The sequence below is a fragment of the Saccharopolyspora sp. NPDC045839 genome (genome assembly GCF_056431645.1).
In genome coordinates this window covers 48,020-74,814 of sequence record NZ_JBWKKH010000038.1, presented here as the reverse complement: position 1 = coordinate 74,814, position 26,795 = coordinate 48,020, and the positions used below count along the sequence as shown (strand labels likewise).

Here is a 26,795-nt window from a genome sequence, read left to right as displayed (position 1 = left end):
CGAAAACGCCGCCCCGCCAGCCGCCCGGCGCAGTGAACATCGCGGAGGCGACATGTCCGCCGAGGACCTCCCCGACCTGCCCGCGTCACCACCGACCGTGCTGACCCACGCGCCCGAGCTGAGAGCGCTGCAAGCCGAGCGCCCGATCGTCCGGGTGTGCACCCCGGCCGGCGACGAGGCCTGGCTGGTGACCAGGTACGCGGAGGTGAAGCAGCTGTTCACCGACCGCCGGATCGGCCGGACCCACCCCGATCCCGAACGGGCGCCGCGAATACGCGATCACGCCATGCTCAAGGGCACGGATCTGTACGAGCACGAGACCGGGCACGCCCAGCTGCGGGCGCTGCTCACGCCGTACTTCTCCGCCAAGCGGATGCGGGCGCTGCAGCCCGGGGTGCAGCTGCTGGCCGACCGGTTGCTGGACGAGATCGCCGCCGCCGGGCCCCCGGCGGACCTGCACCGGGCGCTGTCCCTGCCGCTGTCCGTGCGGGTGCTGTGCGAACTGCTCGGCGTGCCGTACGCCGAGCGCGACCGGTTCCAGGAGCTGGTGCACCGCATGGCGGACCTCTCCGACCCGCAGCGCTCGGGCACCGGGCGGGCCGAGCTGATCGGCTATACGTCGGATCTGCGCCGCCGCCCGGAGGACGACGTCATCTCCGGGCTCTGCGGGGTCGAAGGACTGCCCGACGACACCATCGCGGGCATCGCCGCGATCGTGCTGTTCGCCGGACACGACAGCGTCGCGGACGCCATCGATCTCGGCACCCTGCTGCTGTTGACCAATGTGGACCAGCGGGACGCGGTGCTCCGGGACCCGGAGTTGGTGGACGGCGCGGTGGAGGAGATCCTGCGGACCGCCGAGCGCGGCGGACCCGGCCTGCCGCGCTACGCCCGGGAAGACGTCGAGATCGGCGGCGTCACGATCCGCGCCGGCGAGGCGGTGCTGCTCGACACGACGCTCGCCAACTTCGACGGCTCGGCCTTCGACGAGCCGGACCGCTTCGACGTCACCCGCGCGCCCAACCCGCACCTGGCGTTCGCCCACGGCCCGTGGCACTGCCTCGGCGCGCCGCTGGCCCGGATCGAGCTGCGGACGGTGCGCGCGTCGCTGCTCCCCCGGTTCCCGGCCCTGCGGCTGGCCGTGCCCGTCGAGGAGTTGCGGCTCAGCGCCGACTTCACCAGCACGCTGGTGGAGTTGCCGGTGACCTGGTGACGGGATCACCAGGTCACTGCGTTCAGCCCTGCCGGGCTCGCCGGGCGGATTCCGCCGACACGGCGCGCATCTCATCGCGGTAGCGCTGGGCGAGGTTCCAGCGCCGGGATTCGAGGGCGATGTTCATGTGGTGCTCGGCGCGGCGGGCCCGGTCGTCGAGCTCCGCCTCGGTGCACTTGTGCAAAATCATCTGGCTGCCCGGGAAATCGTCGTCTTCGCCGTTCACGCGGCGACCGGCTGCGGCGCGGCTTCGATGTCGACGGCGGCCTGCACCGCGTCGAGGTGCGTGCGGTAGACGGTGCGGGCGTGTTCCGGACCGGGGTTGGCCCGGGTGCCTTCCTGATCGCAGATCCAGGTGCCCATGAACAGGTTTCGGTAGACGTGGGGCCGCTGGGGGGAGGGGGAACGCGGATCGAGCGTGCGGACTGCCGGGTGTCCGGTGGTGGATCGGGGGGTGTGCATGGTGTTCTTTCCTGAGGGGTATCTGTTCGGTACGGAACCCAGCTTGGCCCGCGAGGCCCCCGGGGGAACACGGGAGTTCTACGTAGTGACTACCTAAATCCGGGACCTTCGCCTCTGTACGGGTCGCCGCTTCCGGTCGGCGGGCGCGCACCGCGGAAGCGCACGGGCTCCGGATTCCGAACGGGTAGGCTCGAACGCGGAAGTCCTGCCATGGCTGAGCAATCGGGGGCCGACATGGCGACCAGCGACGGACAACGGATCGAACTGCAGCGCCGCACGATCGCCGAGCACATCGACGCGGAGAACGCCCACGACTGGTCGCGGGTGTACGGCACCTTCATCCAGGACGAGCACGCCTACTACGACGTCGTCCCGCTGAGCACGCGGTACGCGGGGTTCGAGGGCGTCCAGGACTTCTACCAGATCCTGGAGACCGCCGTTCCGGACTTCCGCGTCACCGTGAACGCCGAGTACGACATGCCCGGATCGTCCGTGCGCGAGGTGACGGTCAGCGGCACGCACCAGGGCGAGTACTGCGGCGTCCCGCCGACCGGCCAACGGGTCTCGTTCGAGCTGGCGGCGTTCTACCTGTTCCGCTCGGACGACGCCGCGAAGCTGCTCGCGGAGCGGATCTACTTCGACAACGAGACCGTGCTGCGCCAGATGCGCGGCGAGGAGAACGCGCCGATCGGCATCGGCCTGGCCCCGGCCTGATCCACTTCGGCAGGTCGGTGGTCGTCATCCGGGGACGGCGCGATCTCTCCCGGAATCGGCCCCGCCCCGGGCGGGTGCCCGCTAGGTGGCCCCTTCGGTCTTGCGCTGTGCCGCGACCCACGCCGCGATCTGGGTGCGCGAGCCGAAGTCGAGCTTGGTCAGGATGTGCTCGACGTGCGCCTCCGCGGTGCGCTGGCTGATCACCAGGTTCGCCGCGATCTCCTTGTTGGACATGCCCCGGGCCACGGCTTCCGCGACCTGGCGTTCGCGCCGGGTCAGCAGCCCGCCCTGCCGGTCCCCGGCCGGCGGGGCCGCGTTCTGCACCGGAATCGACCGGGCCTGGCCCCGCACCATCATCGGGAGGCTCTGCGCCAGCGGTAGCTTCGCGGTTTCCGCGGCGAGCTTGTCGAAGACGCCGTCCCCCAGCTCCGCGCGCGCTTCGGCTTCCGCCCGGCTCCGGTAGTCGATCAGCTGCTGCGAGCCCAGCAGCGGGATCCCGACCAGCGGCCAGAGCCGCCCGAGGACGCCGAACAGCCTGGCGGCCTGGTCGTGTTCGCCCAGCGACACGTGCGACCACGCCAGGACCTCCACCGCCACCCCGAGGCCGAACAGGTCGTTGAAGCGGCATTTGATGCCGATGCCCTCGCGAAGATCCGCGATCGCGGCCTTCGCATCGCCCCGCATCCAGCGCGCTAGGCCGCGCACCACGAGCGACCACGAGCGGGTCCACAGCTCGCCGGCCTTCGCCGTGATCTGCAGGCATTCCTCGGCGTGCTCGATCGCGTTCTCGTCATCGCCCTGCAGGCACGCCACCAGGCCCGCCTGGACCAGCGACATGACCATCGGGCTGGTGATCTCCTCGCGCGTGCGATGCCGTGACCACGCCTGCATGCACAGATCGTGGGCCTGCTCCAGCTCGCCTTCGGCCAACGCGGCGACGCCCCGCAGGTGCATGCCGAAGGACGCCAGGCTGGGATCGTCGAGCTCCTGGGCGATCGCGAGGCACCGTTCGGCCGTGGACCGGCCCCAGGCCACATCGCCTTGGTGCGAAGCCAGCCAGCTGCAGACCCACAGGTCGGTCGCCCGGGCCGCGGTCGGGCTCGCATCCAGCGCCAGCAGCCGGTCGAGCCACTGCCGTCCCTCGGCGATGAGCCCGCAGGCCGTCCAGTAGAACCACAGATCCCCGGCGAGGCGGAGCCCGGCCTGCACGTGCTCGGGCTTCGACGCGCAGAACTCCATGGCCGCCCGCAGGTTGTCGTGCTCGGTGGTGATCCGGGCGCGCCATTCGAGCTGGCGCGGGCCGAACCATTCGCGGGCGGCGCGTTCGGCCAGGCCGAGGTACCAGTCCCGGTGCCGCAGGCGGAGCCGGGCCCGCTCCTCCTCGTCCTGCAGGCTCAGGCCGTACTCGCGGACGGTCGACAGCAGCTGGTAGCGGGTGCCGGCGGGAAGATCCCCGGTCGGGTTCGCGGTGCGGATCAGGATCGACTTGTCGATCAGCGACGCGATCAGGTCCAGCACGCGGTCCGGGGTGAGGCCGTCGCCGCTGCAGACGTGCTCGGCGGCCGCCAGGTCCATGCCGCCGGCGAAGACCGACAACCGCGCCCACAGCATGCGTTCCTCGGCCGAGCACAGCTCGTAGCTCCAGTCCATGGTCGCCTGCAGCGTCTGGTGCCGCGGCAGGGACGTGCGGTTCCCGCTGGAGAGCAGCCGGAAGCGGTCGCCGATCCGCAACAGCAGTTCGTCCAGCGACAGGAACCGGGTGCGGGCCGCCGCCAGTTCGATCGCCAGCGGGATCCCGTCGAGCGCCCGGCACAACTCGACGATGGTGCTTTCCCGGCCCGCGGGGCACCGGAAGCCCGCGGCCGAGGCCCGGTCGATGAACAACCGCACGGAATTGGACGTGCCGGCGCCCCCGTCGACCTCCGCCGGCCCGGGCACCGGCAGCGTCGGCACGACGAGGACGTGTTCGCCGTAGACGTCGAGCGGCTGCCGGCTCGTGGCCAGGATCCGCAGCCCGGGTGCGGCGTCGAGCAGCACCGCGCTGGCCTTGACGCACCCGTCCAGCACCTGCTCGCAGTTGTCCAGCACGATCAGGACGTCCTTGTCCCGGACGTATTCGGCGAGCACGGACTCCACGCCCCGGGACGACCAGTCCTGGATGCCGAGCGTCTGGGCGATGGTGTGCACCACCAGGCCGTCGTCGCGCACCTCGGCCAGCTCGACCAGCCACACGCCGTCCCGGTAGGCGCGGCCCAGCTGCGCCGCGACCCGCAGCACCAGCCTGGTCTTCCCGACCCCACCGACACCGGTCAGCGTCACCAACCGGGAGCGGGACAGAAGTGCTCGCACATCGGCGCACTCCTGCCGACGGCCCACGAAACTCGTTCGCTCGGCGGGGAGATTTCCCACCAGCCTGCGCGACGTTCGACTGGCCATTTTCGGCCCCACAACGAAGTAGCGGCACCGGGCGCGCAGCGCCCGCCTTCTTCACCGCCAGCCTACGGCGGGTGCGGCCCCGAATGCGAGCCGTGCACCTGTCCCCCGCGCCGCGGCACCGGTGCGGGACCGTGCGGACGGGGTTGTGGTCGGCAGGCGGAGCCGTCGGACCCGGCGTTCTCGGGCGTCGGTCGACATTGGACGGCCGAGCGCTCGCGGCCGCCGCTGCCTGTTAGCCTTCTCCGGTGTCGGACGCAGGACGTAACCGGGGACGAAGGAGCCAGGACCAGCGCGGCGGCAGCCGTTCCCGAGGACTCCGGGTCAGCACCCGGAACGCGCTTTTCCAGCAGTGGCAAGCATTGTTGTCGAACCGCACGAAGCGGCAACGTTCCGGCGAGTTCCTGATCCACGGCGTCCGGCCGATCACGCTGGCGGTCGAGCAGGGCTGGCCGCTGCACAACCTCCTGTACCCGTCGGGCCGGAAGCTGTCCACCTGGGCCCGGCGGCTGATCGACGAATGCGATGCGACCGCCGTGGAGGTGCACCCGGATCTGCTCTGGGAACTCGGCGAACGCGAATCCGAGGCGCCGGAGCTGATCGCCGTCGCCGCCCTGCCCGCCGACGACCTCGACCGGCTGCCGGTCGGGCAGGACTTCCTGGGCCTGGTCTTCGACCGGCCCACCAGCCCCGGGAACATCGGCACGCTGGCCCGCTCCGCGGACGCCTTCGGCGCCGGCGGCCTGATCGTCAGCGGGCACGCCGCGGACGTCTACGACCCGAAGTCGGTGCGCGCCAGCACGGGCTCGCTCTTCTCGGTCCCCGCGGTCCGGGTGTCGTCGCCGCAGGACGTGCTGGACTGGGTCGACGGGCACCGGCGGCGCGGCGTGCCGATCGCGGTCGTGGGCACCGACGAGCGCGGCACCGCCGAGATCACCGACTTCGACTTCACCCGGCCCGTGCTGCTGGTGATCGGCAACGAGACCTCCGGGATGAGCGCGACCTGGCGCGACCTGTGCGACGAGATCGTCCGGGTTCCCATCGGAGGCGCCGCGAGCTCGCTCAACGCGGCCTCGGCGGGGACCGTGGTGTTGTACGAGGCCGCTCGGCAGCGCGGCTTCCCCGCCGCAGGCTGATCGCCCGGACCCGCCGCGCAGCCGGGGACGGATCTGTCCCCCTCCTACGCGCAGCGCCGCTTCATCACGCTGACCTTCGACGCCGCTACCAGGGCGAGAGCGAAGGCGAACCGCGCGGCTGGAGGACCCCTTCCAGCGCGCCGCCGCCTCGGTGCCGTCACAGCAGTGGAGACGGCATCCCCAACCGGCACCTGGCGACCGGCGTCCGAACTCACGAACAGGCGACGTCACCTTCAACCGACGTAGCAGGCTCGATGACGCCCAGGCCGTTCTTGGCGGGATAGCTCTTGACGATCTCGTGGCCCGCGTCCACTGTGGACATGGTGCGGTGGCCCGTGAACCCGGGCCACCGCACCGGTCTCACGCCCTGGCGAGCAGTTCCGCCAGCGCTGCCGCCGTGTCCGGGTAGCGGCCGACCAGCTCGGCGCCTGTCCCACCTGGATCGGCCGTCTGCCACGTCCCGTCGCAGCCCAGCAGATCCGCTACCGCGTCGCAGGTAGCAGGATGCGCGGCGAGCAGCGCCACCCCGTTCCCACCCGGCGCTCTCCGTTGCGGCACGGCTTCCGGCGTCGGCTGGGCCAGCCACGGCGGCACCCATTCGTCCAGCGCCGCGAGGCGGTCGGGGAAGATCCGCCCGGCCTCACGGATGAGCATCGGCGCCAGCTCCGCGCCGCCGGAGCGCAGGGTGCTGATCAGGCTGGGCAACCACGGCAGCAGCACCGGGTCCGGCAGCCGCCGGAACGCGTTCGACACCGCTTCCACGACGAAGTCGGTCAGCCCCGGCACCGGTTCCAGCGCGTGCACGAATCCGCTCAGGTAGCGCGGGTAAACGGGCACCACCATGGGGTTGGCGAGCATCTCGTCGCACCTCACCCGCAGCTGCGCGCGGGAGAGCTGCCCGAGCTGCACCTGAGCCGCCCACAGCAGGGCCAGCTTCGCCGGCTCCCGCGGATGCGACTGCGCGAACGCCAGCTCCAGCTGCGCCCGGTCGCAGCCCAGCGACAGCGCCAGGCCCTCCATGCTGAACAGGAAGCCCAGCATGGCGGCGACCTGGTCGACGGTCGCGTCCTCGTCGGTGAACGCCGTCGGCAGCAGGGTGCAGTAGTGCGCGTAACCGGTCTTGACGAACGATTCGATCCACGGCGGCAGCACCGGCTCGCTGGTCCGGTAGTACGCCAGCAGCCGGCGCACCCGGCGCAGGACTTCCGGCGCGCCATCGACGCTGCGCTCGGTCGCCAGGACTTCCAGGGCACGCGTGCCCAGCTCGTTGGCGAGACGCCGGCTGCGCAGGTAGAGCGTCGCGTCCTCGACCGCTTCCAGGACGGTGGCCGTGGTCGCACGCGGGCCGTACGCCGCGCTGCGCAGGCGCTGCTCCAGCACCTGCTCGATGCTGACTCCCTCGTAGCCGAGTTCGATCAGCGCCCGCTGGTGGGTGCCGAGCGCCACGTCCCACGACTCCTGGATCGGCCGCTCGCCGAGCCGCCGCTCGCCCATGATCGGCCGCGCCGCGCCGCGCGGCAGCAGGTAGCGCAGCATCCACAGCACGTCGGAGCACTGCGCCAGCTCCGGTCGGGAAGCGATGTCCAGCAACGCTCTTTGCACGCCGCGCTGCTGGAGCTTGAGCTCCAGCGGCGCGAGCCGGTCGTGCACGTCGCGCGCCAGGGGCGGCAGCGCGTCGTAGCCGACCTGACCGATCCGGTCGCCGCCCATCATGATCTCGACGAGGCGGCGCACGTCGCGCCTGCCCGGCACGGCGTCCTTCTCGATGCAGGTGATCGCCGCGTCCTGGAAGTCGTACGGTGTGGGCTTGGCCCGGTCGCGCATCCCGGCCAGCAGGATCGAGGTCTCGAACACGGCGATCGCGTCCGCGGTCGACGCGAGGTAGCCGTTGCGGCGCGCGGCGCGCACGATGTCCACCGACCAGCCCAGCAGCTCGGCCTCGTCCAGCCGGTCGAGGACGGGCGGTCGCTGGAGGAAGCCGGAGAGCTGGTCCGAAGGCCCGGTCGGCGCGGGATCGACCGGCGGCGCGGTCTTCCCCGGCTTCTTCTTCGCACCCGCCTGCCCGGCGAGCCGGAACGGCTGCACCTTGGTGCGCTTGAGGTTCTTCGCCCACTCCGTCGCGGCGATCGACACCGAACCGGCGGCCAGGCCGAATTGCGCCTCGATCGCCGCGTTGCTCGACGGGATCAGGCCGTGCCGCCACTTGCTGGCGCTGGGCGGGCTGATCTCGAAGGTGCCGGTGCCGTGCACGCCGAACTCCGCGACGCGGCTGGCCGCGTGGAACGCGCCGCAGACGTACAGGCAGTCCGCCGGATCGGCGCCGGTCGCGGCCAGGTGCTCGCGCATCCTGGTCCACATGTAGCGCTCGCGGTCCTCGTCCACGCGCACCCGCCGCGGATCGCCGGGCGCGAGGCGCCGGAACAGGCTGCCGATCAGGAGCATGACCTGCCGGTAGGCGTCGTGGTCGCTGTCGCCGAGCGGCAGTTCGACGTACTGGTGCCACCACTCCGACCAGTGCCGCACCCGGCCGTGGCGCAGCAGGTGCTCCTCCAGCTCCGCGAAGCGCGGCCGCAGGTCGCCGATCTCCACGCCGATCGCGTCGCCGTGCAGCGCGGTCTCCTCCTCCGCCGCCGGCGCGTCCGGGTCGGCGGGCTCCTCCCACTGGAAGACGTGGTCGGAGGACCGGTCGACGAGGACCAGTTCGACGCCCGGTGTTTCCAGCGCGTAGGCGATCGCCTGGTACTCGGCCGACGCCTCGGTGATCGGGGCGACCACCGACAGCGGCGACCATTCCGCCGGGAAGCCCTCGACCTCGGTCGCGAACGCCTGCACCGCGACCGGGAGCCGGCAGTTGCGCAGTTCGGTCAGCAGCGGCGCCATGTCCTCGCACAGCTCCAGGTAGACCACCTTCGGCTGCTTCTGCCGCAATCGCCGGGCCATCGCGATGGCCGAGGCCTGCGAGTGGTGGCAGACCGGGAAGATCTCCAGCGGCTCGCGCTGCGCGCGGTCGACGTCGTCGACGATGCCGAGCAGGATGCCCTCCAGCGCATCGGGCCCGTCGGCGAACGTCGCGGCGGCTTCCCGCAGCTGCGTGCGGAGCGCGTCGAAGGCGCCGCTCACGACAGGGTGGCGATCGCGTCGCGGCCGCCCTCCAGGAACTCCGGCCACGATCCGCCTTCGTCCTTGCTGCGCGGCTCGACGACGCCGTGCAGGTACTTGTTGAGGATCGCCAGATCCTCCGGCGCTCGCCTGGCCAGCGATCCGACGAGCGAGGAGGCGAGGGTGCGGGCGGTCAGCGCGTGCTCGCCGAAGAAGTTGCCGTGCAGGATCGCGTCTTCGAGCACACCGATCTGCTCGGCGGTGGACAGCGCCGACTCCAGCTTCTCGTCATCGCTGCCGGCCGCGGCCGCCGAGGCGCGCAGATCGGCGAAGCTGCGCAGCAGCACGTCCAGCAGCGTCGGCGGCACGTCGAGCTCGATCTGGTGGCGGCGCAACAGCTCCTCGGTGCGGAAGCGGACGATCTCCGCCTCGCTCTTCTTGTTCGTCACCACCGGGATTCGCACGAAGTTGAAGCGGCGCTTGAGCGCCGAGGACAGGTCGTTGACGCCCCGGTCCCGGCTGTTGGCGGTGGCGATGATCGAGAAGCCCGGCTTGGCGAAGACGATGTTGTCGCCGTCGAGCTCGGGGACCGAGATGTACTTCTCCGACAGGATCGAGATCAGCGCGTCCTGCACATCGCTGGTGGAGCGGGTGAGCTCCTCGAAGCGGCCGATAGCGCCGGTCTCCATGGCGGTCATGATCGGCGAGGGGATCATCGACTCCCGCGACTGCCCCTTGGCGATGACCATGGACACGTTCCACGAGTACTTGATCTGGTCCTCGGTGGTGCCCGCGGTGCCCTGCACGACGAGCGTGGAGTTCCGGCTGATCGCGGCGGCCAGCAGCTCGGCCAGCCAGCTCTTGCCGGTGCCGGGGTCGCCGATCAGCAGCAGGCCGCGGTCGGAGGCCAGCGTGACGATGGAGCGCTCGACGAAACTGCGGTCGCCGAACCACTTCGGTGCGATCTCCCGGTCGAGGCCGTCGGCGCGCTCGGAGCCGAGCACGAACAGGCGGACCATCTTCGGGGACAGCCGCCAGGCGAACGGCTTGGGGCCGTCGTCGATCGACTCCAGCCAGTCCAGCTCCTCGGCGTACTTGATCTCGGCCGGTGCGCGCAACAGGTCGGACATGTTGAGAGCCTTTCTTAAGCGTCTGGGCATTCGCAGTTCGATGTTTCCGCAGGGGCGAGACCGGAAACCGGCCTCTCAAGCCAGGAATGTCTTGAGTTCTCGGACGAGTTTGCGGATGTGACCGGAGATGACCGGCGTGCCGAGGGCCTTGAAGCGCTCGCGGAACCAGGGGTTGACCTCCTGGCGGCCGGAGCTGGTCACCGAGCCGACGGGGATGAACTTCACGCCGGACCGGTGGACCGCCTCGATGCCCTCGAACAGCGGCTGGGAGCGGTCGAACTCGTAGAAGTCCGAGATCCAGACCATGACGGTGTTCTGCGGCTCGGCTATCTTCGGCCGGGCCATGGCCATCGCCACCGGACCGTCGTTCCCGCCGCCCAGGTTGGTGCGCAGCAGCACGTCGAACGGGTCGTGCACCCAGGGCGTGAGGTCGATCGCGTGCGTGTCGTAGGCGATCAGGTGCACGTCGACCTTCGGCAGCCCGGCGAAGATCGACGCCAGGATGGTGCAGTTCACCATCGAGTCGACCATCGAGCCCGACTGGTCGACGACCACGATCAGCCGCTGGGGCGTCGTCTTGCGGGCGGTGTGCCGGTAGAAGAGGCGGTCGACGTACAGCCGCTCCTCCTCGGGGCTCCAGTTGGTGAGGTTCTTCCAGATCGTGCGGTCGAGGTCCAGGTTCCGGTACACCCGCTTCGGCGGAACCGAGCGGTCCACGGCGCCGACGGTGGCCTTCGCCACCTGGGTGCGCAGGGCTTCGGCGACCTCGTCGACGTAGCGGCGGATCAGCGCCTTGGCGTTGGCCAGCGCCACGCCGGAGAGGTTGCTCTTGTCCCGCAACAACTGCTCGATCAGCGACATGCTCGGGGTCAGCTGCGCGGCGAGCGCGGGATCGGCCAGCACCTCGCGGAGGTGCATCCGCTTGACCAGGTCGGCCTCGATGTCACCGAGCTCCTGGCCGAGGCCGGGCGCGGGACCGGAGCCGCCGGATCGACCGCCCCGCAGCTCCCCCGGCCGGCAGCCGAGCGCGCGTTCCAGCCAGCCCGCATCCGACTGCCAGCGCGACAGCTGCCCCGCGGTGACCGTGCCGCTGCCGGAGTTAAAGACGTTGAGCAGCACCTTCGACACCAGCGCCGCGCGCCGCACCTCGGCGGCCCGGTCGCGCTCACCACCGTCCGATGTGGACTCCGGGGTCATCAGGCCGTCGAACTCGGCGGCCAGGTCCGGATGGCGCTGCACGATCGAGTCGACGGAGACCTGCGGATCCAGCAGCGCTGGCGGCAGGCCGATGTCCTCGACCACGGCGACGCTCGCCGATTCCAGCGTCGCCTGCTCCTCGTCGTCGAAGAGCCGGGCGAGCAGCCGCCAGTACAGGACCTGGCGGCGGTTGTCGTGGGAGATGGTCTCGGGATCGTGTTCGGTCATTTCCGCAACAACCTCCCGGCGCGTTCCCGCAGCACGGCCGCGGCGTCGGTGGCGGCCTTCTCCGCCTTGGCACCGGTCTTGTCGGTGGTGCCACCAGCCCACGCCCCGGCGTGGACCGCGACGGCCTTCTTCCGCTTGGTGGTTTCGACGGCGAGCGGCTGGATGCCGAAGGCGCCGGAATCCCAGCGGAGCAGGCCGATGCACGCGCCCGACGCCGCGACCGCCTCGGGGGTGAGCGGCCCGGCGGCCGGAATGCGGTCGGCGTCGACGGCCAACCGGTGTCCGGCGATGGTGAAAGCCATTGCGCCGCCGTCCACTTCGGCGTCGTAGCCCTCCAGGAAGACGGGCACGGCGATGCGCGCCGGGTGCCGGTCCAGCGGCGCGGGCGCCGGAGCCGTCGCGGCGGCCAGGGCGACGCGGGCGGTGGCGAAGGCGCCGGCCGGCTCGCCCTGGCGGGCGTGCTCGTCGCTCCAGATCAGGTCGCCCTCGGCGGTGATCGGCATGCCGTCGAGCTCCATCGATCGGCCCTCGCTGACGGCCGCCAGCAGCGACATGTGCGGGCGGAGCAGCTGCCAGAGGCCCGCTCCGACGATGGTGTCGGGCTTGGGCGCCGACACACTGGCCCGCACCAGGCGGGGCGCGGCGCCGTCGGCGGGTTCGAACACCGCGTGGACCTGGGCCTGCACGGCGGTCGCGTGTTCGTGCACGTCCACGCCGAGGGGCAGGAGCCGGCCGGTGGCGGTGCCGGTCTCCGTCACGTCGGCCGCCCCGGGCAGCGTCAGCAGCATCGCGCGCGACCACAGGTCGGCCCAGCGGCGCGCCGGGATGCGCGCCAGCGCCGCGCCCGGGCAGGACGCCGCGAGTTCGGCGGCGAAGCCGTCGAGGAGCGACGCCAGCCGGCGCAGGGCCGGGTCCGGCAGCATCGCGGAGACGACCTGCGCCGAGGCGGAGACCACGTCGTGGTCGATGCCCCGCCACCCGGATCGCGCCAGGTCGGACAGCCAGGAGCGGGCGGCCGCGAGGAGGTTCGCCCCGTGCTGCCCGCCGGTCGCCGGGCCGGGATCGTCGCCGGCGGCCCGGCCGGTCGCCTCCGCCACCCGGGCCATCAGTGCATCGTGGACGGAGCCGAGCAGCGCGGTGCGGGCGGCGGCGAGGGCGACGAAGTGGTCTTCGCCCGCGGCGCCGGCCGCCGCCTTCTCGGCCGCCTCGGCGACCGCGGCGGCCAGCGGCGTTCCCGCGACCGCGTCGGCGAGTTCGGCCAGTTCGGCGGCCTGGGCGGGTTGCGGGCGGAGCAGGCCGCCGACGAGCGCGTGGTCGAAGGCGTCGACGGCCGCCAGGGCTTCGTCGAGCCCGGCGATGGATTCGGCGAGCAGATCGGCGCGCATCACGCCACCGCCCTGGTCGGCGGGAACCACTGCATCTCCGGCAGCGGCGCGGTGGACGGGACGAGCTCCAGGTAGGCCAGGTGGCGCAGGAACCGGCTGAAGACGGTCGCGGCGGCCTTGCTGTCGGCCTGCGGCGGATTCGCGCTGCTCATGCCGTAGGCGATGGCGGGAGCGCCCGCCTCCTCGTCCGCGATCTCGACCTTCAGGTAGCGCGCGACGCGCCCGGCGCCGTACTGCAGGACCGCCTCGTTGATCAGCGCCCGGATGTGGTTGCAGAACGAGCCGCGAGCACCGCCGCAGGGCCGGTTGTTGTTGGTGCTGCAGGCGAACGCGTGGTCACCGGCCGCGACCGACGAGACGTAGACCCGCTCGATGTCCGACCCGCTGGACACCACGCCCTGCAAGCGCCCGTCCGCCAGCTCGACGAACGGGACCTTGGCGAGCTTGCGCGGCCGTGCGGGTGGCAGCACCCGCGCCGTGCTCGACGTCTCCCAAGCTTCCAACACCATCTCCAATGCACGAGGCGGACTTCCACGCCACGACGACGCGACACGACGAACATAACGGCGACCCCCGACAATCCCGATCATGGCGCCCACCTGCCAGGCACTGCTCGCCGGATCGTGAGCATTTTGGGCTGCTACAGCGATCCAAAAACGCGCACGACCCGGCATCGCTCGTTCGCCGGACATCCACTGTCCAATGCGGACAGAACGGTTCCCGGCAGGCCCCGTTCCGCACCGCGGCGACCGCTCCCGCACCACCACGACGCCGTGCGCGGACCTGATGGGACACTTTCGCGGTGAACATCCGGCTGCACTTCGGTGTTGGCCGGCCAGTCGTCACGTCGAGGGAGATGACCGGATGTCCGTCCACGTCGTGGTCGGCAAGGGGCCGATCGGCACGGCCACGGCGAGCCTGCTCGCCGAACGAGGCCATCGAGTTCGCTTGATCAGCCGTTCCGGCGGCCCCGCCGAAGGCCCGATCGAGCACGTCGCGCTGGATGCCGGTGACGCCGGGCGGCTCTCCGAGGCCAGCGCCGACGCGGTGGCCATCTACAACTGCGCCGCGCCGCCCTACCACCGATGGGTCCAGGACTGGCCGCGGTTGTCTGCCGGCCTGCTCGACGCCGCCGAACGCACCGGCGCGGTTCTGGTCCTCACCGGCAATCTCTACGCGTACGGCCCGACGGACGGTCCCATGAGCGAAGACCTTCCGCTGAACGCCCGATTCCGCAAGGGCGCGGCCCGGGCCCGCGTCTGGCGGGACGCCCTGGCCCGCCACCAGGAGGGACGCGTCCGCGTGACCGAAGCACGCGCGTCCGACTTCATCGGCCCCGGCGTGACAGCGGGCGGTCACCTGGCCGGACGCGTCGTGCCGAAGCTGCTCAGGGGACGGCCGGTCCAGGTCCTCGGCAACCCGGATGCGACGCACAGCTGGACCTACGTGCCCGACGTCGCGCGCACCCTGGTCCGGCTGGCCCGGGAAGAACGGGCGTGGGGCCGCGCATGGCACGTCCCCACCGCGCCTCCCGTGTCGGCGCGTCAGGCCATCGAGGAAATGTGCCGGATCGCCGGCGTCGCGGTGCCCCGCGTGTCCGCCCTGCCGTGGTGGGCACTGCGAGCGGTCGGCCTGGTATCCCCGCTGGTCCGCGAATTGCAGGAGATCCGCTACCAGTTCGACGCGCCATTCGTGATCGACTCCAGCGCCTACTCGACGACGTTCGAGGAGGAACCGGCCCCGATGGAAGAAGCGCTCGCGAAGACCGTCGAGTGGTGGCAGGAGAAGCTCGCCACCCGAAGCTGAGACCGCGCAAGCCGTTCCGCACAGGCGAAGTCGTCACGCACCGCGACGTTCGCCACCGCATTCCGCGAGGCAGTTGCGACGCCACCGGGCAGCACCCCGGAGAGCTCCCGCTCGCGCCGAACTACGAGATCACCCAGGACGAGCACAGCACGCGTACCCGCTGGAACCGATCTTCACCGCACCCACCACCCGGAAACCGGACACCGGGGTGCCCGCCATCCTCGTCCACCTCGACGATCCCACCGGTTCCTCGTACGGGAACGCACCTACGTCGAGGGCGCCGGGTTCAAGATCCGCCGGTTCGGCGCCACCGACGTCAAGGACGTGCACTCCCTCGCCGCCGCGAACGTCCATCCCATGCGCAAGCACCTCATCGCCGACTTCCACGACCTCGGACCGTCCACGGTGGACAACGTGGAAGGCATGACGCGGGGTCCCCGCCGCCCGCTGAATCCCGCGCGACCGGAACCGTGCCCCTGACCGGATGAGGCTCCGGCAGCAGGCGGGGAGAACCGATCTGCGACTGGGGCGCCAACAGGACGGCGCGCCGTACCATACGGTATGGTACGGCGTGGATCTTTCGAGGGGAGAAATATGACCGGCCGAAAGCAGGGCTCGAGATTCCCACTGAACACGGCAAGCAGGGCCAGGCGATCGATCGATGGCGACCCGCGTGGGGCCGATCAAGGTCTCCCACAACCGGAGCCCGGCCAGAATCCAGGCGGATCGCCACCTGCGCTCCGCGACGGACTTCGCCGAGCCGGCAAGGAGAGGCACTCGATCAACGCGCTCAACCGCTGGGTACCCCGCCTGATCATCGCGCTCGCGATCGTGCACTTCGGCTACGCGCTCGTCAGCCCCAACTCCTGGGTTGACATCGCGAAGGATGGCATCTGGGCCGCTGCTACCGATACCAGCGCCGCCGATTACTTCAAGCGGCAATACACGCTCTACTTCTTCACCTGCGGCATCCTGCTGCTAGCCCTGGGCACAATCGCCCGGCGGTCCGTTCGCGTCACAGGCGAGATCCCCGCACAGGTCGGCTGGTACTTGGTTGCGGCAGGCACGCTGCTATGCGTCATCGAGTTCCCGGCCACCGGCGGGTGGGCCGTACTCGCCTTCGGGATGCTCGCCCTCGCCGCCCGGCGTGGCGAACCGGTCAGCGGTTCACGGTAGCCGGCCAAGTGCCGCCGGTTCGGCGGAACAAGTGGCAGGGCCCGACAAAGAGGGGCCTGCCCCGGGACGTTGCGGTGCCCGCGGGGGCAGTGGAACGCGAGGTCCAGATGCCCCGTGAACGCTCCACTGCGGTCAGCGGTCGAGGCCGGTCAGCGACTGGCCTCATGCGTCCGGTCGCGATCGTCGGACTTGCCGTACCATACGGTACGGTATGATCACTGGCATGACTCGAGCGACGCTGGAGAAGGAACCTGGCGACGTCGCCGTGATGTTCGACGACGTCGCGGCCAGGTACGACCTCATGAACACCGTGCTGTCCCTCGGGCAGGCCGGGGCATGGCGGAAGGCCGTAATGACCGCTGTCGACGCACGAAGAGGCGAGCGTGTTCTCGACCTTGCGGCAGGCACGGCCACATCGTCGGCGCCGCTAGCCGCGAAGGGCGTGTTCGTCGTCCCGTGCGACTTCTCGCTGGGCATGCTGACAAAGGCCAAGGGACGCCACCCGGAACTGCCCCTGGTCGCCGGCGATGCCACCCGCCTTCCCTTCAAGGACAACGCCTTCGACGCCGTGACCATTTCCTTCGGGCTCCGCAACGTTCAGCACACCGACGACGCATTGCGCGAGATGTTGCGCGTCACCAGACCCGGGGGCCGGATCGTCGTCTGCGAGCTGTCTCATCCGGCATGGCCGCCCTTCCGGTTCCTCTACACCAAGTACCTGGTTCGCGCCCTGCCTCCCCTGGCCGCGCTGAGCAGCAACCCGGCCGCCTACGGATACCTCACCGAGTCCATCGGCGCCTGGAACGACCAGCCCACGCTGGCGCGGCGGATGCAGCGGGCCGGCTGGTCGAGGGTCAAGTGGCGAAACCTCACAGGCGGGATCGTCGCCCTGCACCGCGGCTTCGCCCCGTAGGTACCGAGCCATGCGGTACGGCACGGTGCTCGACGAGCAGAAGGAGATCAAGATGTCGGGAAAGCAGGACTGGCTCGATGCCGGGCTCGAGATCCTGGCCGATCAGGGGGCGCCAGCGCTGACGATCGACCGCCTGGCGACAAAACTGGGTCGTACGAAGGGATCCTTCTACCACCACTTCGGAGGGCTGACGGCCTTCCGAACGGCATTGCTGGACTACTTCGCGACCGAGTTCACGACGCGTTACATCGACACCGCCGATGCCTCGGGACCGCCATTCGAGCGGCTGGAGCGCCTGGCGATGTTGGTGGCCACGGATGAACGGCCCGACGCCGAGCGCGCCATTCGCGCATGGGCGACCCAAAGCGCCGAGGTTCACGAGGTACAGGCGCAGATCGACCGGACGCGGATCGAGTACCTGCGAGGCTTGTGCCGGCAACTCGCCGCGACCCCGGAGGAGTCTTCGCGCATCGCCGAACTCCTGTACCTCGTGCTGATCGGCGCGCAGCACAGCATCCCCCCCGTAGCCGGTGAGGAGTTGCGCAGCCTCTACACGTTCGTTCTGCACAAGGTGCTCGGAGACGACCAGACGATGGACGAGGACCGATGAACCCGGATGCCGCTGATCCGCGACCGCTGCCTCCCGCTCGCTGGGCGGTGCGGGCTGCTTGGGCAGCTCCGGTGGGCGTGCTGCCGTCTGGCGTATCGCAATCGGGTTCGTCGACGGTCATTCCCGGGCGGAGATCGCGTACATGCTGCTGCTGAGCCGTCTGACCGTCGGCTAGCCGGGGCGACCCGGGGTCACGCCCGCGTCCAGCTGGGCCCGGTCCCGGTCGACGTCGAGATCCACCGCCACGCTCCGGTTCAGCAGCGGCAGCGGGAGGTTCGCTTCGACGTCCGCGACGTGCTGCTGCCCCGGCGGCATCAGCGGCAGCGGCGGCAGCAACGGCACGCGCTCTTCCGCCGGAGGCCCGGGCACCGGTTGCTGCCCAGGCGCCGGCGGGGCGGGCGGCGGAGCCGGGTTGGGCTGAGCCGCCGGCGGCGGGGTTGCGGCCTGGCCCTGCGACTGCTGGGTCGGCGATTCCGGGTCGACCGGTGCGGCGGCCAGCGGCGGCGGATCGGCCTGGTTCGCCGCCAGCGCGATGCCCAGCGCCGCCAGCGCGGCCAGCACCGCGCCGCCCACCGCCATGCTCTTGCGCGGGTTCGACCGCACCACGCCGACCACCCCGGCGCCGACCAGGCTCCCGCTGCCCGAGACCGCGAGGTATCCGGTGGCCGACGCGGTCCCGCCCAGCACCACGGGGGCGATGAACGCCTTGAGCACGCCGTTGATCTCCATCAGCTCGGCCGCCAGCGCTGCGCACCGGTCGCACTTGCCGAGGTGCTCGTTGACCTGCGTCGTCTCCCGCTTCGACAGGCCCTCGCGGGTCCACGACCCCAGCCGGTCGATCGCCGACCGGCACTCGACGGCCTCGGCGTCCATGCGCATCAGGTGCATCTGGAGGTACTGCTGCTTCAGGCCCTCGCGGGCCCGGTAGGCGAGCGCGGAAACGCCGTTGGCCGTCATGCCCAGCATCGGCGCGACCTTCGACGGCGATTCGCCCTCGATCTCCACGTGCCAGAGCACCATCTGCCAGCGCTCCGGCAACCGGTTGAACGCCTGCGAGATCAGCGAGCGCTCCTCGTTCTCCACGGCCGGGTCGCGGAACGGCTGGCTGATGTCGATGTCCGGCACCGTCTCGAAGTCGTCGACGGCTTGCGTGCGCTTCGCCTTGTTGGCCCGGTCGTAGGCGCCGTGCCGCACGGCGGTCAGCAGGTAGGCCCGGAAGGCGTCCGTCGGCCCGCGCCCGTCCCGCAGCAGGCCGAGCACCTTCGCGAACGCCTCGGACACCACGTCGTCGGCCTCGGCCTGCGACTTGGTGACCTGCCGCGCCATCGTGTAAGCCGCGCCGACGTGCCGCTCGTACAACGCCCCGAACGCATCGGTGTCCCCGCCGCGCACGGCGTCGATCAGGACGGCGTCACTGGTCTCCTGGACCAGATCCTCCCGCTGCACGGCCACCACACATCACTCCAACGCCCCGAACCACTCCCGCTGAACCGAAAGGGTATCCCGGGCGCCATCGGCCGAATAGGCGGACTCGACCAGGAAAACGGATCAACGCGAAGTCACCCGGTGGCACCAGCGCGAGGTGCCGCCGTACGCCGGGACACCGCAGTCCAGGGTCGCGACGCCCGGGTGCGGCGGATCCAGACCTCTTCAAGCGCGGTTCGCAGGAGAAGGTTCACGTCGGATTGGTGACCGAAGCCGCCCGAGAGAAGCGAGGACATGCCGTCGAACCCGGGACCGCGCGAGCCGTTGCGGCGGCCTGGCGGAACACGCGCGGCGACGAAAGGCCCGCCGATCGGCACTCGCATGCTGATCGGCGGGCCTCCAATTGCGTCGGCACGACCGGATTCGAACCTGAACCCCCCTTGTTCCCCGGTGTTCCCCGAACAGGTGCGCCTCCGGCGAAACCGACGTGGCCGAAATCCCGATCACGTCACGGCCAACGCCCGGCGACGACATTGCCCGCTTCATCGACTCGGTTCGGCCGCCCGCATTCGAAGATCGTCGCAAGCCGCGCTTTCCTCGCGCTTTCGCGGCGACAGCAGCGAGTGGGAGCGAATCCCCGGAACCGCGGTTGTCCCGGCCGTGATCAGGTCGGATGCTGTTCCAGGGCGAGCGCGCGAGCTCGTTCCTCCTGCGCCTCGCGGATGCGTCCCAATTCCGCGTAGAGGACGCCGAGGATGCGCCTGGCGTGGGCTTCGAGGGTCGCCGATCCGCATTCCCCGGCTATCGCCACGGCCCGCTCGCCCCAGTCCAGCGCGTCGGTGAGCATGTTGAGCCGTCGGCAGGCGTTGCACAGATCGGCCAGGAAGCGGCCCTCCTCCACGAGGTCGCCGCTCTGCCTGGCCTGCGTGTAACCGGCCACCGCCCGTTCGAAATCGCGGTTCGCGTCGATCACGTACTGGGCGCTGAGCTCGCCCGGCACCTCGCGGTGCGGGAACAAGGCGGCGGCGATTCGCATCGATCGCCGCGTGTGGTGCACGGCTTCGGGATACCGGCCGACGCGGTGGTGGAGCAGGCCGAGGAAGAAGTGGGCGATGATGTTCAGATCGTCGTCGTGGCCCTCCTGCAGGGCGAGCGACTTCTCCAGCAGGTCGCGCGCGTCGTCGTAGTTGCCCTGAAGCGTGTACGCGCCGCCCAGCCAGGTGAGCATCACCGCCTGGCCTTCGTGATCGCCGGCAGCGGTGGCGGCGGCGAGGCCGATGCGATGGGTCTCCGCCCAGTCCTCGTAGTAGGTGTCGAGCAGGAAGAAGCTCCACAACGCATTGGCGAGCTGCCAGGCATGCGTTGACCGGCCCCCGTCCGCGGCGCAGGCGACCGCGGCGATCAGGCAGGCGCGTTCGGCTCTCAGCCACGTCTCGGCCTGTTCGCGGGTTTCCAGGACGGGGCCGTGCGCGGGTTCGCCGCCGGTGAGGCTGAACCGCACCTTTCGCGGCTGGATGGTCTGGATCGCCGCGACCGCGGTGTGGAGGTAGTAGTCGAGGAGGCGTCCGGTCGCCTCGTGCCGCTGGTGGGCGGAGTCCTCCTGCTCGACGACCGAGCGGGCGTAGTCGGCGATCAGGTCGTGCAGGCGATAGCGGTCGCCGCCGGTGGCGATCACCAGGTGCTCGTCCGCCAGGCCATCGAGCATCCGCCGGGCGGCCGCGGGTGTCACATCCGCCAGCGCCGCAACGGAGTGGGCGGTGAAGTCCTCGCCCGGATGCAGTCCCAGCAACCGGAAAACCCGCTGCTCGCCGGCCGCGAGGGCGCGGTAGGACAGCTCGAACGCCGGCCGGAGCCGGCGGGTTCCGGCCGCGATCTCCGCCAGCCGGTTGCCGGGCTCGGCCAGCCGGCCGGCCAGCTCCGCGAACGACCACCGCGGCCGGGACTGCATGCGGCGGGCGACCAGCGCGATCGCCAGCGGCAGCCGACCGCACAGCCCGACGACCCGGTCAACTGCCATCGGCTCGGCGAGCACCCGGTCTTCGCCGACCATCCGCACGAGCAGCTCTTCCGCTTCGGCGCGGGTGAACGCATCGAGCACCAGCGCGCGGGATCCATCCACCGCCAACGCTCGTCGGCTCGTGATCAGCACCAGGCTCCCCGGGCTCGCCGGCAGCAGCGGGAGCACCTGCTCCTCGCTCGCCGCGTTGTCCAGCAACACCAGCGCATTCCTGCCGAAAAGGCGGTCGCGGTACAGCGCCGCCCGCTCGTCCAACCCGTCCGGGATCTGGTCCCCCGGCACACCCAGCAGCCGCAGGAACGAAGCCAGCACCGCCGCCGGGTACGCGGGTAGCCGGTCGGCATGCCCGTGCAGGTCGACGTACAGCTGGACGTCCGCGTACCGGCCGGTGGCCACCAACCGGTGCGCCGCGTGCAGCGCCAGCCGCGTCTTCCCCACCCCGCCCATGCCCTCGATCGACCGGATCATCACGGCCGTCGGGATCCCGGACGGCGACAACTCCTCGTTCAGCACCCGCAGCTGTTCCCGGCGACCGCAGAAGTCCCTGATATCAGCGGGAAGTTGCCGGTGCGCGCTCACCGGCGTCGGGTCGGCGCGGGTCGGCCCGGGGCCCGGCTCCAGCGGCCGTCCGGCCAGGATCGTCGCTTCCAGCGATCGCAGCTGCGGCCCCGGCTCTATGCCGAGCTCCGCCACCAGGAGCTTTCGCACGTCCCGGTAGACCGCCAAGGCGTCGGCCTGCCGCCCTCCCCGGTACAGGGCCGTCATCAGCAGCGCGTGCAGCCGTTCCCGCAGCGGATGCCGTCCGGCGAGGTCGGCGAGCTCACCGACGATCGCGGCATGCCGATCGCAACGGATCTCGGCGGCGTACAGCTCCTCGAGCGCCGCCAACCTGCGCTCGACGAGTCGCCGCACCTCGCCGTGCAGATCCGCGACGTCCACGCCCTGGTACGGTTCGCCGCGCCACAGCGCCAACGACTCGCGGATCAGCGCCGCGCTGAGGTGCGGGTCGTCGGCGCGCTCCGCTTCGTCCAGCAGCGCGCTGAACCGGTCGGCGTCCAGCTCACCGGGCACCACCCGCAGCCAGTAGCCGTCCGGGCCGAACCCCAACCGCCCCGGATCGTCGAGCAGGCCCCGCAGCCGGTGGACCTGGAGCTGGAGCCGGGCGCGCCGGTCGTCGGCGGCCCCGTCGGGCCACAGCGCCCGGACCAGCGCGTCCGCTGAGACCGGCTCGTTGGCTCGCGCCAACAGCATCGCCAGCAGCCGACGGCGCAACTCGCCCGGCACCGCGACCGCCGCACCGCCGCCGCGCGCCAGCCGCACCGGTCCCAACACCTCGAACAGCACCAGTACCACCCCTCGGGGTCAGCGGATGTGCGCGGAGATCGAGTCGCTCACCGCGCGGGTTTCGTGCCGGATCGCCCTGGTGGTCAGGCGATCCGCTTCGTCGAGCCGGCCGCGCCCCCGGAGCAGCCCGGCGAGTTCGTAACCGGCCCGCGCGTGCCCCGCGCCGGCGGCATCGCGCAGCGCCGATTCCACCGCGTGCGAATCGCCGCGGCGCATGGCCACGACCGCGAGCCGGTACAAGCCGTCCGGGTCCCCCGCGTCCGCGAACCGCTGGAACCACGTCTCGGCCTCGTCGAGCCGACCCGCGTCGAGCAGCAGTTCCGACAGGCCCGCGGCGGCCCGGGAGTCGCCCGCCTCGGCCGCCCGCCGGAACCACATCTCGGTCTCGGCCAGCCGCTCCTCCGCCCATCCCGGCGAGAGCATGGAGAAGGCTTTCGACGTGGAGGCACCGGAATCGAGGACGCGCGCCAGCTCGTACATGGCGGGAACGTGGCCGGACTCGGCCGCCCGGCGCAGCCAGTATTCGGCGCTGACGAGGCTGAACCGCCCCGGGCTCTCCCGCCGCAGCCGCATCGCGACCTTGAACATCGCCACGTCGCTCTCGGCGTCGGCCGCCCGGTCGATCCACTTCGCTGCGGCCTCGTGATCGCCGCGGTTCTCGAGCAGGATGCCGAGGTTGTTCATCGCGCGGCTCTCGCCCCGCTCCGCCAGCGGCCACCACGCGAATTCGGCCACGTCCCACCGATTCGCGTCGTAGGCGGCGCGCCCGATCATCCAGCGCTCGTCGTCGGAAGCGTGGTCGAGGGCACCGCGCCACACAGCGTCGGGCACGTCGGCGACGCTCGCGTCCGCGGCATCGGCGAGGTAGTCGAAGGCCCGCCACGTCGTCTGCTCGACGTCACCCGGGACGAGCAGGCTGGCGACCCCGAGCCGCTGCTCGATCGCCCATTCCCACGCCTCGCCCAGGCTTTCCGGGCGCAGCAGGGCGGCGTCCAGCAGGTAGCCGGTGTGCAGTTCGTCCAGCAGCTGCCGCGGAACCGGCGAGGTCAGCCCGGTCCGGGCCAGGTCGACCGCCGCGGCGACCAGGGCGTGGCCGCGGGGATGTCCCGCATCGGCAGTGGGAATCCGCGCCTCGCGCCACGCCGTCAGCAGCTCCGGACCGGCCGCGAGGTACTCGGTGACGCCGAAATCGCCGAACCGGGCGCGCGCCTCCCGCAGGCGGTCGTCGCCGGTGGCGGCCGCGCGCGCCAACTCACCGTCGGACCAGGCGCGCTCCAGCAGGACGGGCTGCACCGAGTTCAGCACCCGCATGCCCAGCAGGTGCTCGCCGCGCCGCAGATCGCCCCGCCGCGGCCCGGACCGGAGCTCGCGGTAGAAGCGCGACCGCATGGTGGCGACCACGGGTATCCGGGAACGGGTGAGCCAGTCGAGCAGCTCCGGGCTCAACCCGGCGCCGCCCAGGTGCCCTTCGAGGTCGTCGAGCCACAGCACCCACTGCGGCGTTTTCGGGTCCACCAGCTCGGGAAGTCGTCGCAGGTCGGATCCCGGGTCCGGCGCGAGGATCCGGTGCCCGGGCAGGACCCGCCGGACCGCCTCCAACGCCGCCCGCGTCTTCCCCACCGTGGACGGGCCCACGACCAGCACCAGCCCACCGTTCTCGCCGGCCTCGCCGACCCGCGTCCGCAACTCCCCGTCGGCGTCCCGCGCGACGTAGGGCGGCAGGACGCCGCCGTCCCGGTCCAGGCGAGCGCGGTGCACCCCGGCGAGGAACGGATCGCATTCCCCGGTCAGCGGCAGCTCAGCGGGCGAGGACACCGGCCGGCCGCCACCGTTGATCACGATGTCGCCGTAGTGCACGCCGACCTGCACGACGTTGCCGTGCACATCGCGCGCTTGGTTGCGGTACTCGTTCTTCACCACTCGTCCTCGAACCAGCCCTCGGGAGCCGGAACGGAAGGCAGCGGCACGGGATCCTGGTGGTGCTCCGGGCTGCACGCGCTGAACGGGCCCTTGCTGGAGAGCAGGACCCCCAGGTGCGGATCGAGATGATCGCGGTACCACACGGCCATGCCCGTCCCCGGTTCGTACCGCAGCACCTCCCAGGCGTGCCACAGCGCGTGGAACCGCGAGACGGCCTCGGAATGCTTCCACCACTGCGCGCACCACCGGTAGTCGCCCAGCGGTCGGCAGTACATCGGCAGGAACCGGTAGACGACGAACTCCTCGACGTTGCGGAAGACCGGCTGCGGCTTCTCGCCGTGCTCGGCCGCGGCGTCGACGACGTCCTGTTCCTCTTCCGTGAGAACGGCATCGTCGGCCGGGCGCATGTCTTCGGCCACCTTTCCCTCCGCGGCTCTGCGAACACCGGGTGTTGCAACGGTGGACGAATCACCTGGACCGCACGCACCACCCACCGCAACCTACCCGCTAGAACCGCACGGCGGTGGCGATCCGCAGATCATGCCCGGTGTTCGCGGGCTGCCCATCGCAGTCCACAAGGGACGGTCAGCCGCCGAAGAGGTCGTGGTCGGCGAGGACTTCGTCGATCACGAGCCGTTGGACGGCGGCCTCTACCGGGTCCTCGTCGATGCACCCCGTGAGCGTCAGCAGGGCCTTCCACAGGGCCCAGCCCCTGGCGCGCGCCCAGGTCGCATCGTCGTGACCGACCGCGTCGCGGAACGTCCGGCGGCTCTCGCCGGAGAAGAACGTCCACGCGATCACCAGGTCGCTGGCCGGGTCGCCGGTGCCCGAGGTCCCGAAGTCGATCACGGCCGCGAGATTCCCGTTGTCCACCAGCAGGTTCCCGTGGGCGATGTCGCCGTGGAACCAGACGGGCTCGTCGCGCCATTCGGTCGCCAGGGCGGTGTCCCAGACGGCGGCGGCCCGGGCCGAGTCGACGCGCTCGTCGAGGATCGCCAGGCAGCGGCGGGTTTCCTCGTCGTAGTGGCGCACCGGAGCACCCCGGTAGAAGCTGTGGGCTCCGGCGAGCGGGCCTCCGGTGGCGTCGCAGCGCTGGAGGGCCTTGATGAACTCCGCCAGCGAAGCGGCGAACCGCGGCATGTCGTCGATGCGGCCCCGATCGGCTGTTTCACCGGGCAACCATCCGCGCACCGACCACGGGAACGGGTAGCCCTCGCCCGGGGCGCCTTCGGCCAGGATCGGCGGCACGGCGACCGGCAACGACGGCGCCAGCCGCGGCAGCCAGCGGGTTTCCTTGGCGATCGCGGGGACGTAGCCGGCGGCGGTGGGCAGCCGCACCGTCATGTCCGCGCCGAGCCGGTAGGTCCGGTTGTCCCAGCCGTCGACCTCCACCGGCGTCACGGGCAGGCCGCTCCACTGCGGGAACTGCGCGTCGATGAGACGTGCCACGAGGGCGGCGTCGATACCGGCTCGGCCGTCCGGGGCATTGGCATCCACCTGCCGATCATCGCGCAGGCCGCCACCGCGCCCGAACGGGGGCCCTGGCCGCCACGACCGGGGCGCGCGCGGGCGTCGACCGTTCGGGTTCTCGGCGGGCGGCGGGCCGCGCCGAATCCGATACTCAGCGCCGTGAATTCCTGGCCGCACCAGCCACTTCGCCCGGCGCCGCGGCCGGTCGACCGATGCGCCGGTCGTCGGCGCGGAACCGCTCGTGAGGTGATCCCGTGGAGTTGACCGTCGTCGGCTGTTCCGGCAGCGCACCGTCGCCGGAATCGCAGTCGTCCGGATACCTGCTGAGTTCCGGCGACAGCCGGATCGTGATCGACCTGGGGAACGGAACGCTGGGGCCGCTGCAGAAGTGGATCGACCCGTTCGACATCAACGCCCTGTTCCTGACGCACCTGCATCCCGACCACTGCGCGGACTTCGCCCCGCTGGTGGTGTACCTGCGGTACCGGCCGAACCAGCCTTACGACCCGAAGCAGCACCGCATGCCCGTCTACGCGCCGCCGGAAGCACCGAGCAGGCTGGCCGCCCTGTTCGCGCCGAGCGCGGCGGAGCTCGCCGAGACCGACCTGTCGGACGTCTTCGAGTTCCGGGAACCGCCGGTCGAACCGGTCCGCATCGGGGCGTTCGAGATCCGGGCGTTCGCGGTGGACCACCTGTGCCCGACCTGGGGCCTGCGCATCGAGGCGGAGGGCCGGGTGTTCGCCTTCACCGGCGACACCGGTCCCAGCGACGGGATCACCAAGCTCGCGGAGGGAGCCGACGTGCTGCTGTCCGAGGCGTCCTGGCTCGACTTCCCCGACCAGCCCACCGGAATGCACCTGTCCGGCAAGCAGGCCGGCGCCGCGGCGGCCTCGGCCGGGGCCCGCCGGCTGCTGCTCACCCACTACTCGCCGTGGACCGATCAGGACGCGCTGGCCCGGGAAGCGCGCGACGCCTTCGACGGCCCGGTGGAGGTCGTCCACGCGGGCACCACCTACACCATCTGACCGAACCTCCCGCGGCACAGCGCGGTCCGCAATTTCCATTGAAATCGAAGGTCCAATTTCAATGGAAATTGCGGATCCGAGGCCTCGTTCCG

22 protein-coding genes and 1 pseudogene are annotated in these 26,795 nt (G+C 71.2%); 9 read left to right on the top strand and 14 right to left on the bottom strand.

The window, feature by feature from the left end; genetic code table 11:
* Nucleotides 1-52: 52 nt before the first annotated feature.
* On the top strand, nt 53-1,213 hold the full coding sequence (locus tag AC07EQ_RS36370) for a cytochrome P450 (RefSeq protein WP_478392351.1): 1,161 nt from the start codon (nt 53-55) through the stop codon (nt 1,211-1,213).
* 22 nt (nt 1,214-1,235) lie between these two features.
* Here the strand turns inward: AC07EQ_RS36370 and AC07EQ_RS36365 are convergent, their stop codons facing one another.
* Nucleotides 1,236-1,403, bottom strand: a complete 168-nt coding sequence (locus AC07EQ_RS36365; protein ID WP_478392350.1) for a hypothetical protein — start codon at nt 1,401-1,403, stop codon at nt 1,236-1,238.
* Between the two features lie 32 nt (nt 1,404-1,435).
* Nucleotides 1,436-1,675, bottom strand: coding sequence for a hypothetical protein (locus tag AC07EQ_RS36360; protein ID WP_478392349.1), 240 nt, complete (start codon nt 1,673-1,675; stop codon nt 1,436-1,438).
* A gap of 210 nt (nt 1,676-1,885) precedes the next feature.
* On the opposite strand from AC07EQ_RS36360, the gene AC07EQ_RS36355 reads away from it, so the two are divergent.
* On the top strand, nt 1,886-2,389 hold the full coding sequence (locus AC07EQ_RS36355) for an ester cyclase (RefSeq protein ID WP_478392348.1): 504 nt from the start codon (nt 1,886-1,888) through the stop codon (nt 2,387-2,389).
* 81 nt (nt 2,390-2,470) lie between these two features.
* On the opposite strand, the gene AC07EQ_RS36350 is transcribed toward AC07EQ_RS36355, so the two are convergent.
* Nucleotides 2,471-4,738 (bottom strand): ATP-binding protein, encoded by a 2,268-nt coding sequence (locus AC07EQ_RS36350; RefSeq protein ID WP_478392347.1) that lies wholly within the window; start codon nt 4,736-4,738, stop codon nt 2,471-2,473.
* Between the two features lie 332 nt (nt 4,739-5,070).
* Between AC07EQ_RS36350 and AC07EQ_RS36345 the strand changes: the two genes are divergently transcribed.
* Entirely contained in the window at nt 5,071-5,958 is an 888-nt protein-coding gene (locus AC07EQ_RS36345; RefSeq protein WP_478392346.1) for a TrmH family RNA methyltransferase, read from the top strand.
* Between the two features lie 211 nt (nt 5,959-6,169).
* Here AC07EQ_RS36345 and AC07EQ_RS36340 read toward each other — a convergent pair whose 3' ends face one another.
* The 6 genes from AC07EQ_RS36340 to AC07EQ_RS36315 all read right to left on the bottom strand — a co-directional run bounded on the left by AC07EQ_RS36340 (nt 6,170) and on the right by AC07EQ_RS36315 (nt 13,500).
* Nucleotides 6,170-6,322, bottom strand: coding sequence for a hypothetical protein (locus tag AC07EQ_RS36340; protein WP_478392345.1), 153 nt, complete (start codon nt 6,320-6,322; stop codon nt 6,170-6,172).
* Nucleotides 6,319-9,078, bottom strand: coding sequence for a DUF5682 family protein (locus tag AC07EQ_RS36335; RefSeq protein ID WP_478392344.1), 2,760 nt, complete (start codon nt 9,076-9,078; stop codon nt 6,319-6,321). Before AC07EQ_RS36335 ends, AC07EQ_RS36340 begins: the two co-directional genes overlap by 4 nt.
* Complete coding sequence (locus AC07EQ_RS36330; protein ID WP_478392343.1) at nt 9,075-10,187, bottom strand: ATP-binding protein; 1,113 nt, start codon at nt 10,185-10,187, stop codon at nt 9,075-9,077. The genes AC07EQ_RS36335 and AC07EQ_RS36330 overlap by 4 nt, the downstream gene beginning before the upstream one ends.
* Nucleotides 10,188-10,262: 75 nt before the next feature.
* On the bottom strand, nt 10,263-11,612 hold the full coding sequence (locus AC07EQ_RS36325) for a VWA domain-containing protein (protein WP_478392342.1): 1,350 nt from the start codon (nt 11,610-11,612) through the stop codon (nt 10,263-10,265).
* Entirely contained in the window at nt 11,609-13,027 is a 1,419-nt protein-coding gene (locus AC07EQ_RS36320) for a hypothetical protein (protein WP_478392341.1), read from the bottom strand. The genes AC07EQ_RS36325 and AC07EQ_RS36320 overlap by 4 nt, the downstream gene beginning before the upstream one ends.
* On the bottom strand, nt 12,997-13,500 hold the full coding sequence (locus AC07EQ_RS36315) for a hypothetical protein (protein WP_478392340.1): 504 nt from the start codon (nt 13,498-13,500) through the stop codon (nt 12,997-12,999). Before AC07EQ_RS36315 ends, AC07EQ_RS36320 begins: the two co-directional genes overlap by 31 nt.
* A gap of 361 nt (nt 13,501-13,861) precedes the next feature.
* Here AC07EQ_RS36315 and AC07EQ_RS36310 point away from each other — a divergent pair, with 361 nt between their 5' ends.
* The 5 genes and pseudogenes from AC07EQ_RS36310 to AC07EQ_RS36290 all read left to right on the top strand — a co-directional run bounded on the left by AC07EQ_RS36310 (nt 13,862) and on the right by AC07EQ_RS36290 (nt 17,502).
* Nucleotides 13,862-14,803: an NAD-dependent epimerase/dehydratase family protein gene (locus AC07EQ_RS36310; RefSeq protein ID WP_478392339.1), complete on the top strand. Its 942-nt coding sequence runs from the start codon at nt 13,862-13,864 to the stop codon at nt 14,801-14,803.
* A gap of 252 nt (nt 14,804-15,055) precedes the next feature.
* Nucleotides 15,056-15,283, top strand: a pseudogene (locus AC07EQ_RS36305) (esterase-like activity of phytase family protein); the annotation flags it as partial.
* A gap of 114 nt (nt 15,284-15,397) precedes the next feature.
* Nucleotides 15,398-15,979, top strand: a complete 582-nt coding sequence (locus tag AC07EQ_RS36300) for a DUF6463 family protein (protein ID WP_478392338.1) — start codon at nt 15,398-15,400, stop codon at nt 15,977-15,979.
* A gap of 223 nt (nt 15,980-16,202) precedes the next feature.
* The gene (locus AC07EQ_RS36295; RefSeq protein ID WP_478392337.1) at nt 16,203-16,892 is read left to right on the top strand and encodes a demethylmenaquinone methyltransferase; all 690 of its coding nucleotides are present in this window, start codon (nt 16,203-16,205) and stop codon (nt 16,890-16,892) included.
* Between the two features lie 10 nt (nt 16,893-16,902).
* A complete protein-coding gene (locus AC07EQ_RS36290; RefSeq protein WP_478392336.1) occupies nt 16,903-17,502 on the top strand; it encodes a TetR/AcrR family transcriptional regulator in 600 nt (199 codons plus the stop codon).
* A 171-nt stretch (nt 17,503-17,673) separates the two neighbouring features.
* On the opposite strand, the gene AC07EQ_RS36285 is transcribed toward AC07EQ_RS36290, so the two are convergent.
* The 5 genes from AC07EQ_RS36285 to AC07EQ_RS36265 form a co-directional block, all read right to left on the bottom strand.
* Nucleotides 17,674-18,954, bottom strand: coding sequence for a sigma-70 family RNA polymerase sigma factor (locus AC07EQ_RS36285; RefSeq protein ID WP_478392335.1), 1,281 nt, complete (start codon nt 18,952-18,954; stop codon nt 17,674-17,676).
* 637 nt (nt 18,955-19,591) lie between these two features.
* The gene (locus AC07EQ_RS36280; RefSeq protein WP_478392334.1) at nt 19,592-22,288 is read right to left on the bottom strand and encodes an AfsR/SARP family transcriptional regulator; all 2,697 of its coding nucleotides are present in this window, start codon (nt 22,286-22,288) and stop codon (nt 19,592-19,594) included.
* 18 nt (nt 22,289-22,306) lie between these two features.
* Nucleotides 22,307-24,205 (bottom strand): SEL1-like repeat protein, encoded by a 1,899-nt coding sequence (locus tag AC07EQ_RS36275; RefSeq protein ID WP_478392333.1) that lies wholly within the window; start codon nt 24,203-24,205, stop codon nt 22,307-22,309.
* Nucleotides 24,202-24,627: a DUF4913 domain-containing protein gene (locus AC07EQ_RS36270; RefSeq protein ID WP_478392332.1), complete on the bottom strand. Its 426-nt coding sequence runs from the start codon at nt 24,625-24,627 to the stop codon at nt 24,202-24,204. Before AC07EQ_RS36270 ends, AC07EQ_RS36275 begins: the two co-directional genes overlap by 4 nt.
* A gap of 166 nt (nt 24,628-24,793) precedes the next feature.
* On the bottom strand, nt 24,794-25,705 hold the full coding sequence (locus AC07EQ_RS36265) for an aminoglycoside phosphotransferase family protein (protein WP_478392331.1): 912 nt from the start codon (nt 25,703-25,705) through the stop codon (nt 24,794-24,796).
* 227 nt (nt 25,706-25,932) lie between these two features.
* Between AC07EQ_RS36265 and AC07EQ_RS36260 the strand changes: the two genes are divergently transcribed.
* Nucleotides 25,933-26,703: an MBL fold metallo-hydrolase gene (locus tag AC07EQ_RS36260; protein ID WP_478392330.1), complete on the top strand. Its 771-nt coding sequence runs from the start codon at nt 25,933-25,935 to the stop codon at nt 26,701-26,703.
* Nucleotides 26,704-26,795: the final 92 nt, after the last annotated feature.

Bases quoted from the DNA above. Each gene is read 5' to 3' on its own strand.
- AC07EQ_RS36370 (WP_478392351.1), top strand. From the start codon at position 53: ATGTCCGCCGAGGACCTCCCCGACCTGCCCGCGTCACCACCGACCGTG.
- AC07EQ_RS36365 (WP_478392350.1), bottom strand. From the start codon at position 1,403: ATGATTTTGCACAAGTGCACCGAGGCGGAGCTCGACGACCGGGCCCGC.
- AC07EQ_RS36360 (WP_478392349.1), bottom strand. From the start codon at position 1,675: ATGCACACCCCCCGATCCACCACCGGACACCCGGCAGTCCGCACGCTC.
- AC07EQ_RS36355 (WP_478392348.1), top strand. From the start codon at position 1,886: ATGGCTGAGCAATCGGGGGCCGACATGGCGACCAGCGACGGACAACGG.
- AC07EQ_RS36330 (WP_478392343.1), bottom strand. From the start codon at position 10,187: ATGTCCGACCTGTTGCGCGCACCGGCCGAGATCAAGTACGCCGAGGAG.
- AC07EQ_RS36325 (WP_478392342.1), bottom strand. From the start codon at position 11,612: ATGACCGAACACGATCCCGAGACCATCTCCCACGACAACCGCCGCCAG.
- AC07EQ_RS36310 (WP_478392339.1), top strand. From the start codon at position 13,862: ATGTCCGTCCACGTCGTGGTCGGCAAGGGGCCGATCGGCACGGCCACG.
- AC07EQ_RS36300 (WP_478392338.1), top strand. From the start codon at position 15,398: ATGACCGGCCGAAAGCAGGGCTCGAGATTCCCACTGAACACGGCAAGC.
- AC07EQ_RS36295 (WP_478392337.1), top strand. From the start codon at position 16,203: ATGACTCGAGCGACGCTGGAGAAGGAACCTGGCGACGTCGCCGTGATG.
- AC07EQ_RS36290 (WP_478392336.1), top strand. From the start codon at position 16,903: ATGCGGTACGGCACGGTGCTCGACGAGCAGAAGGAGATCAAGATGTCG.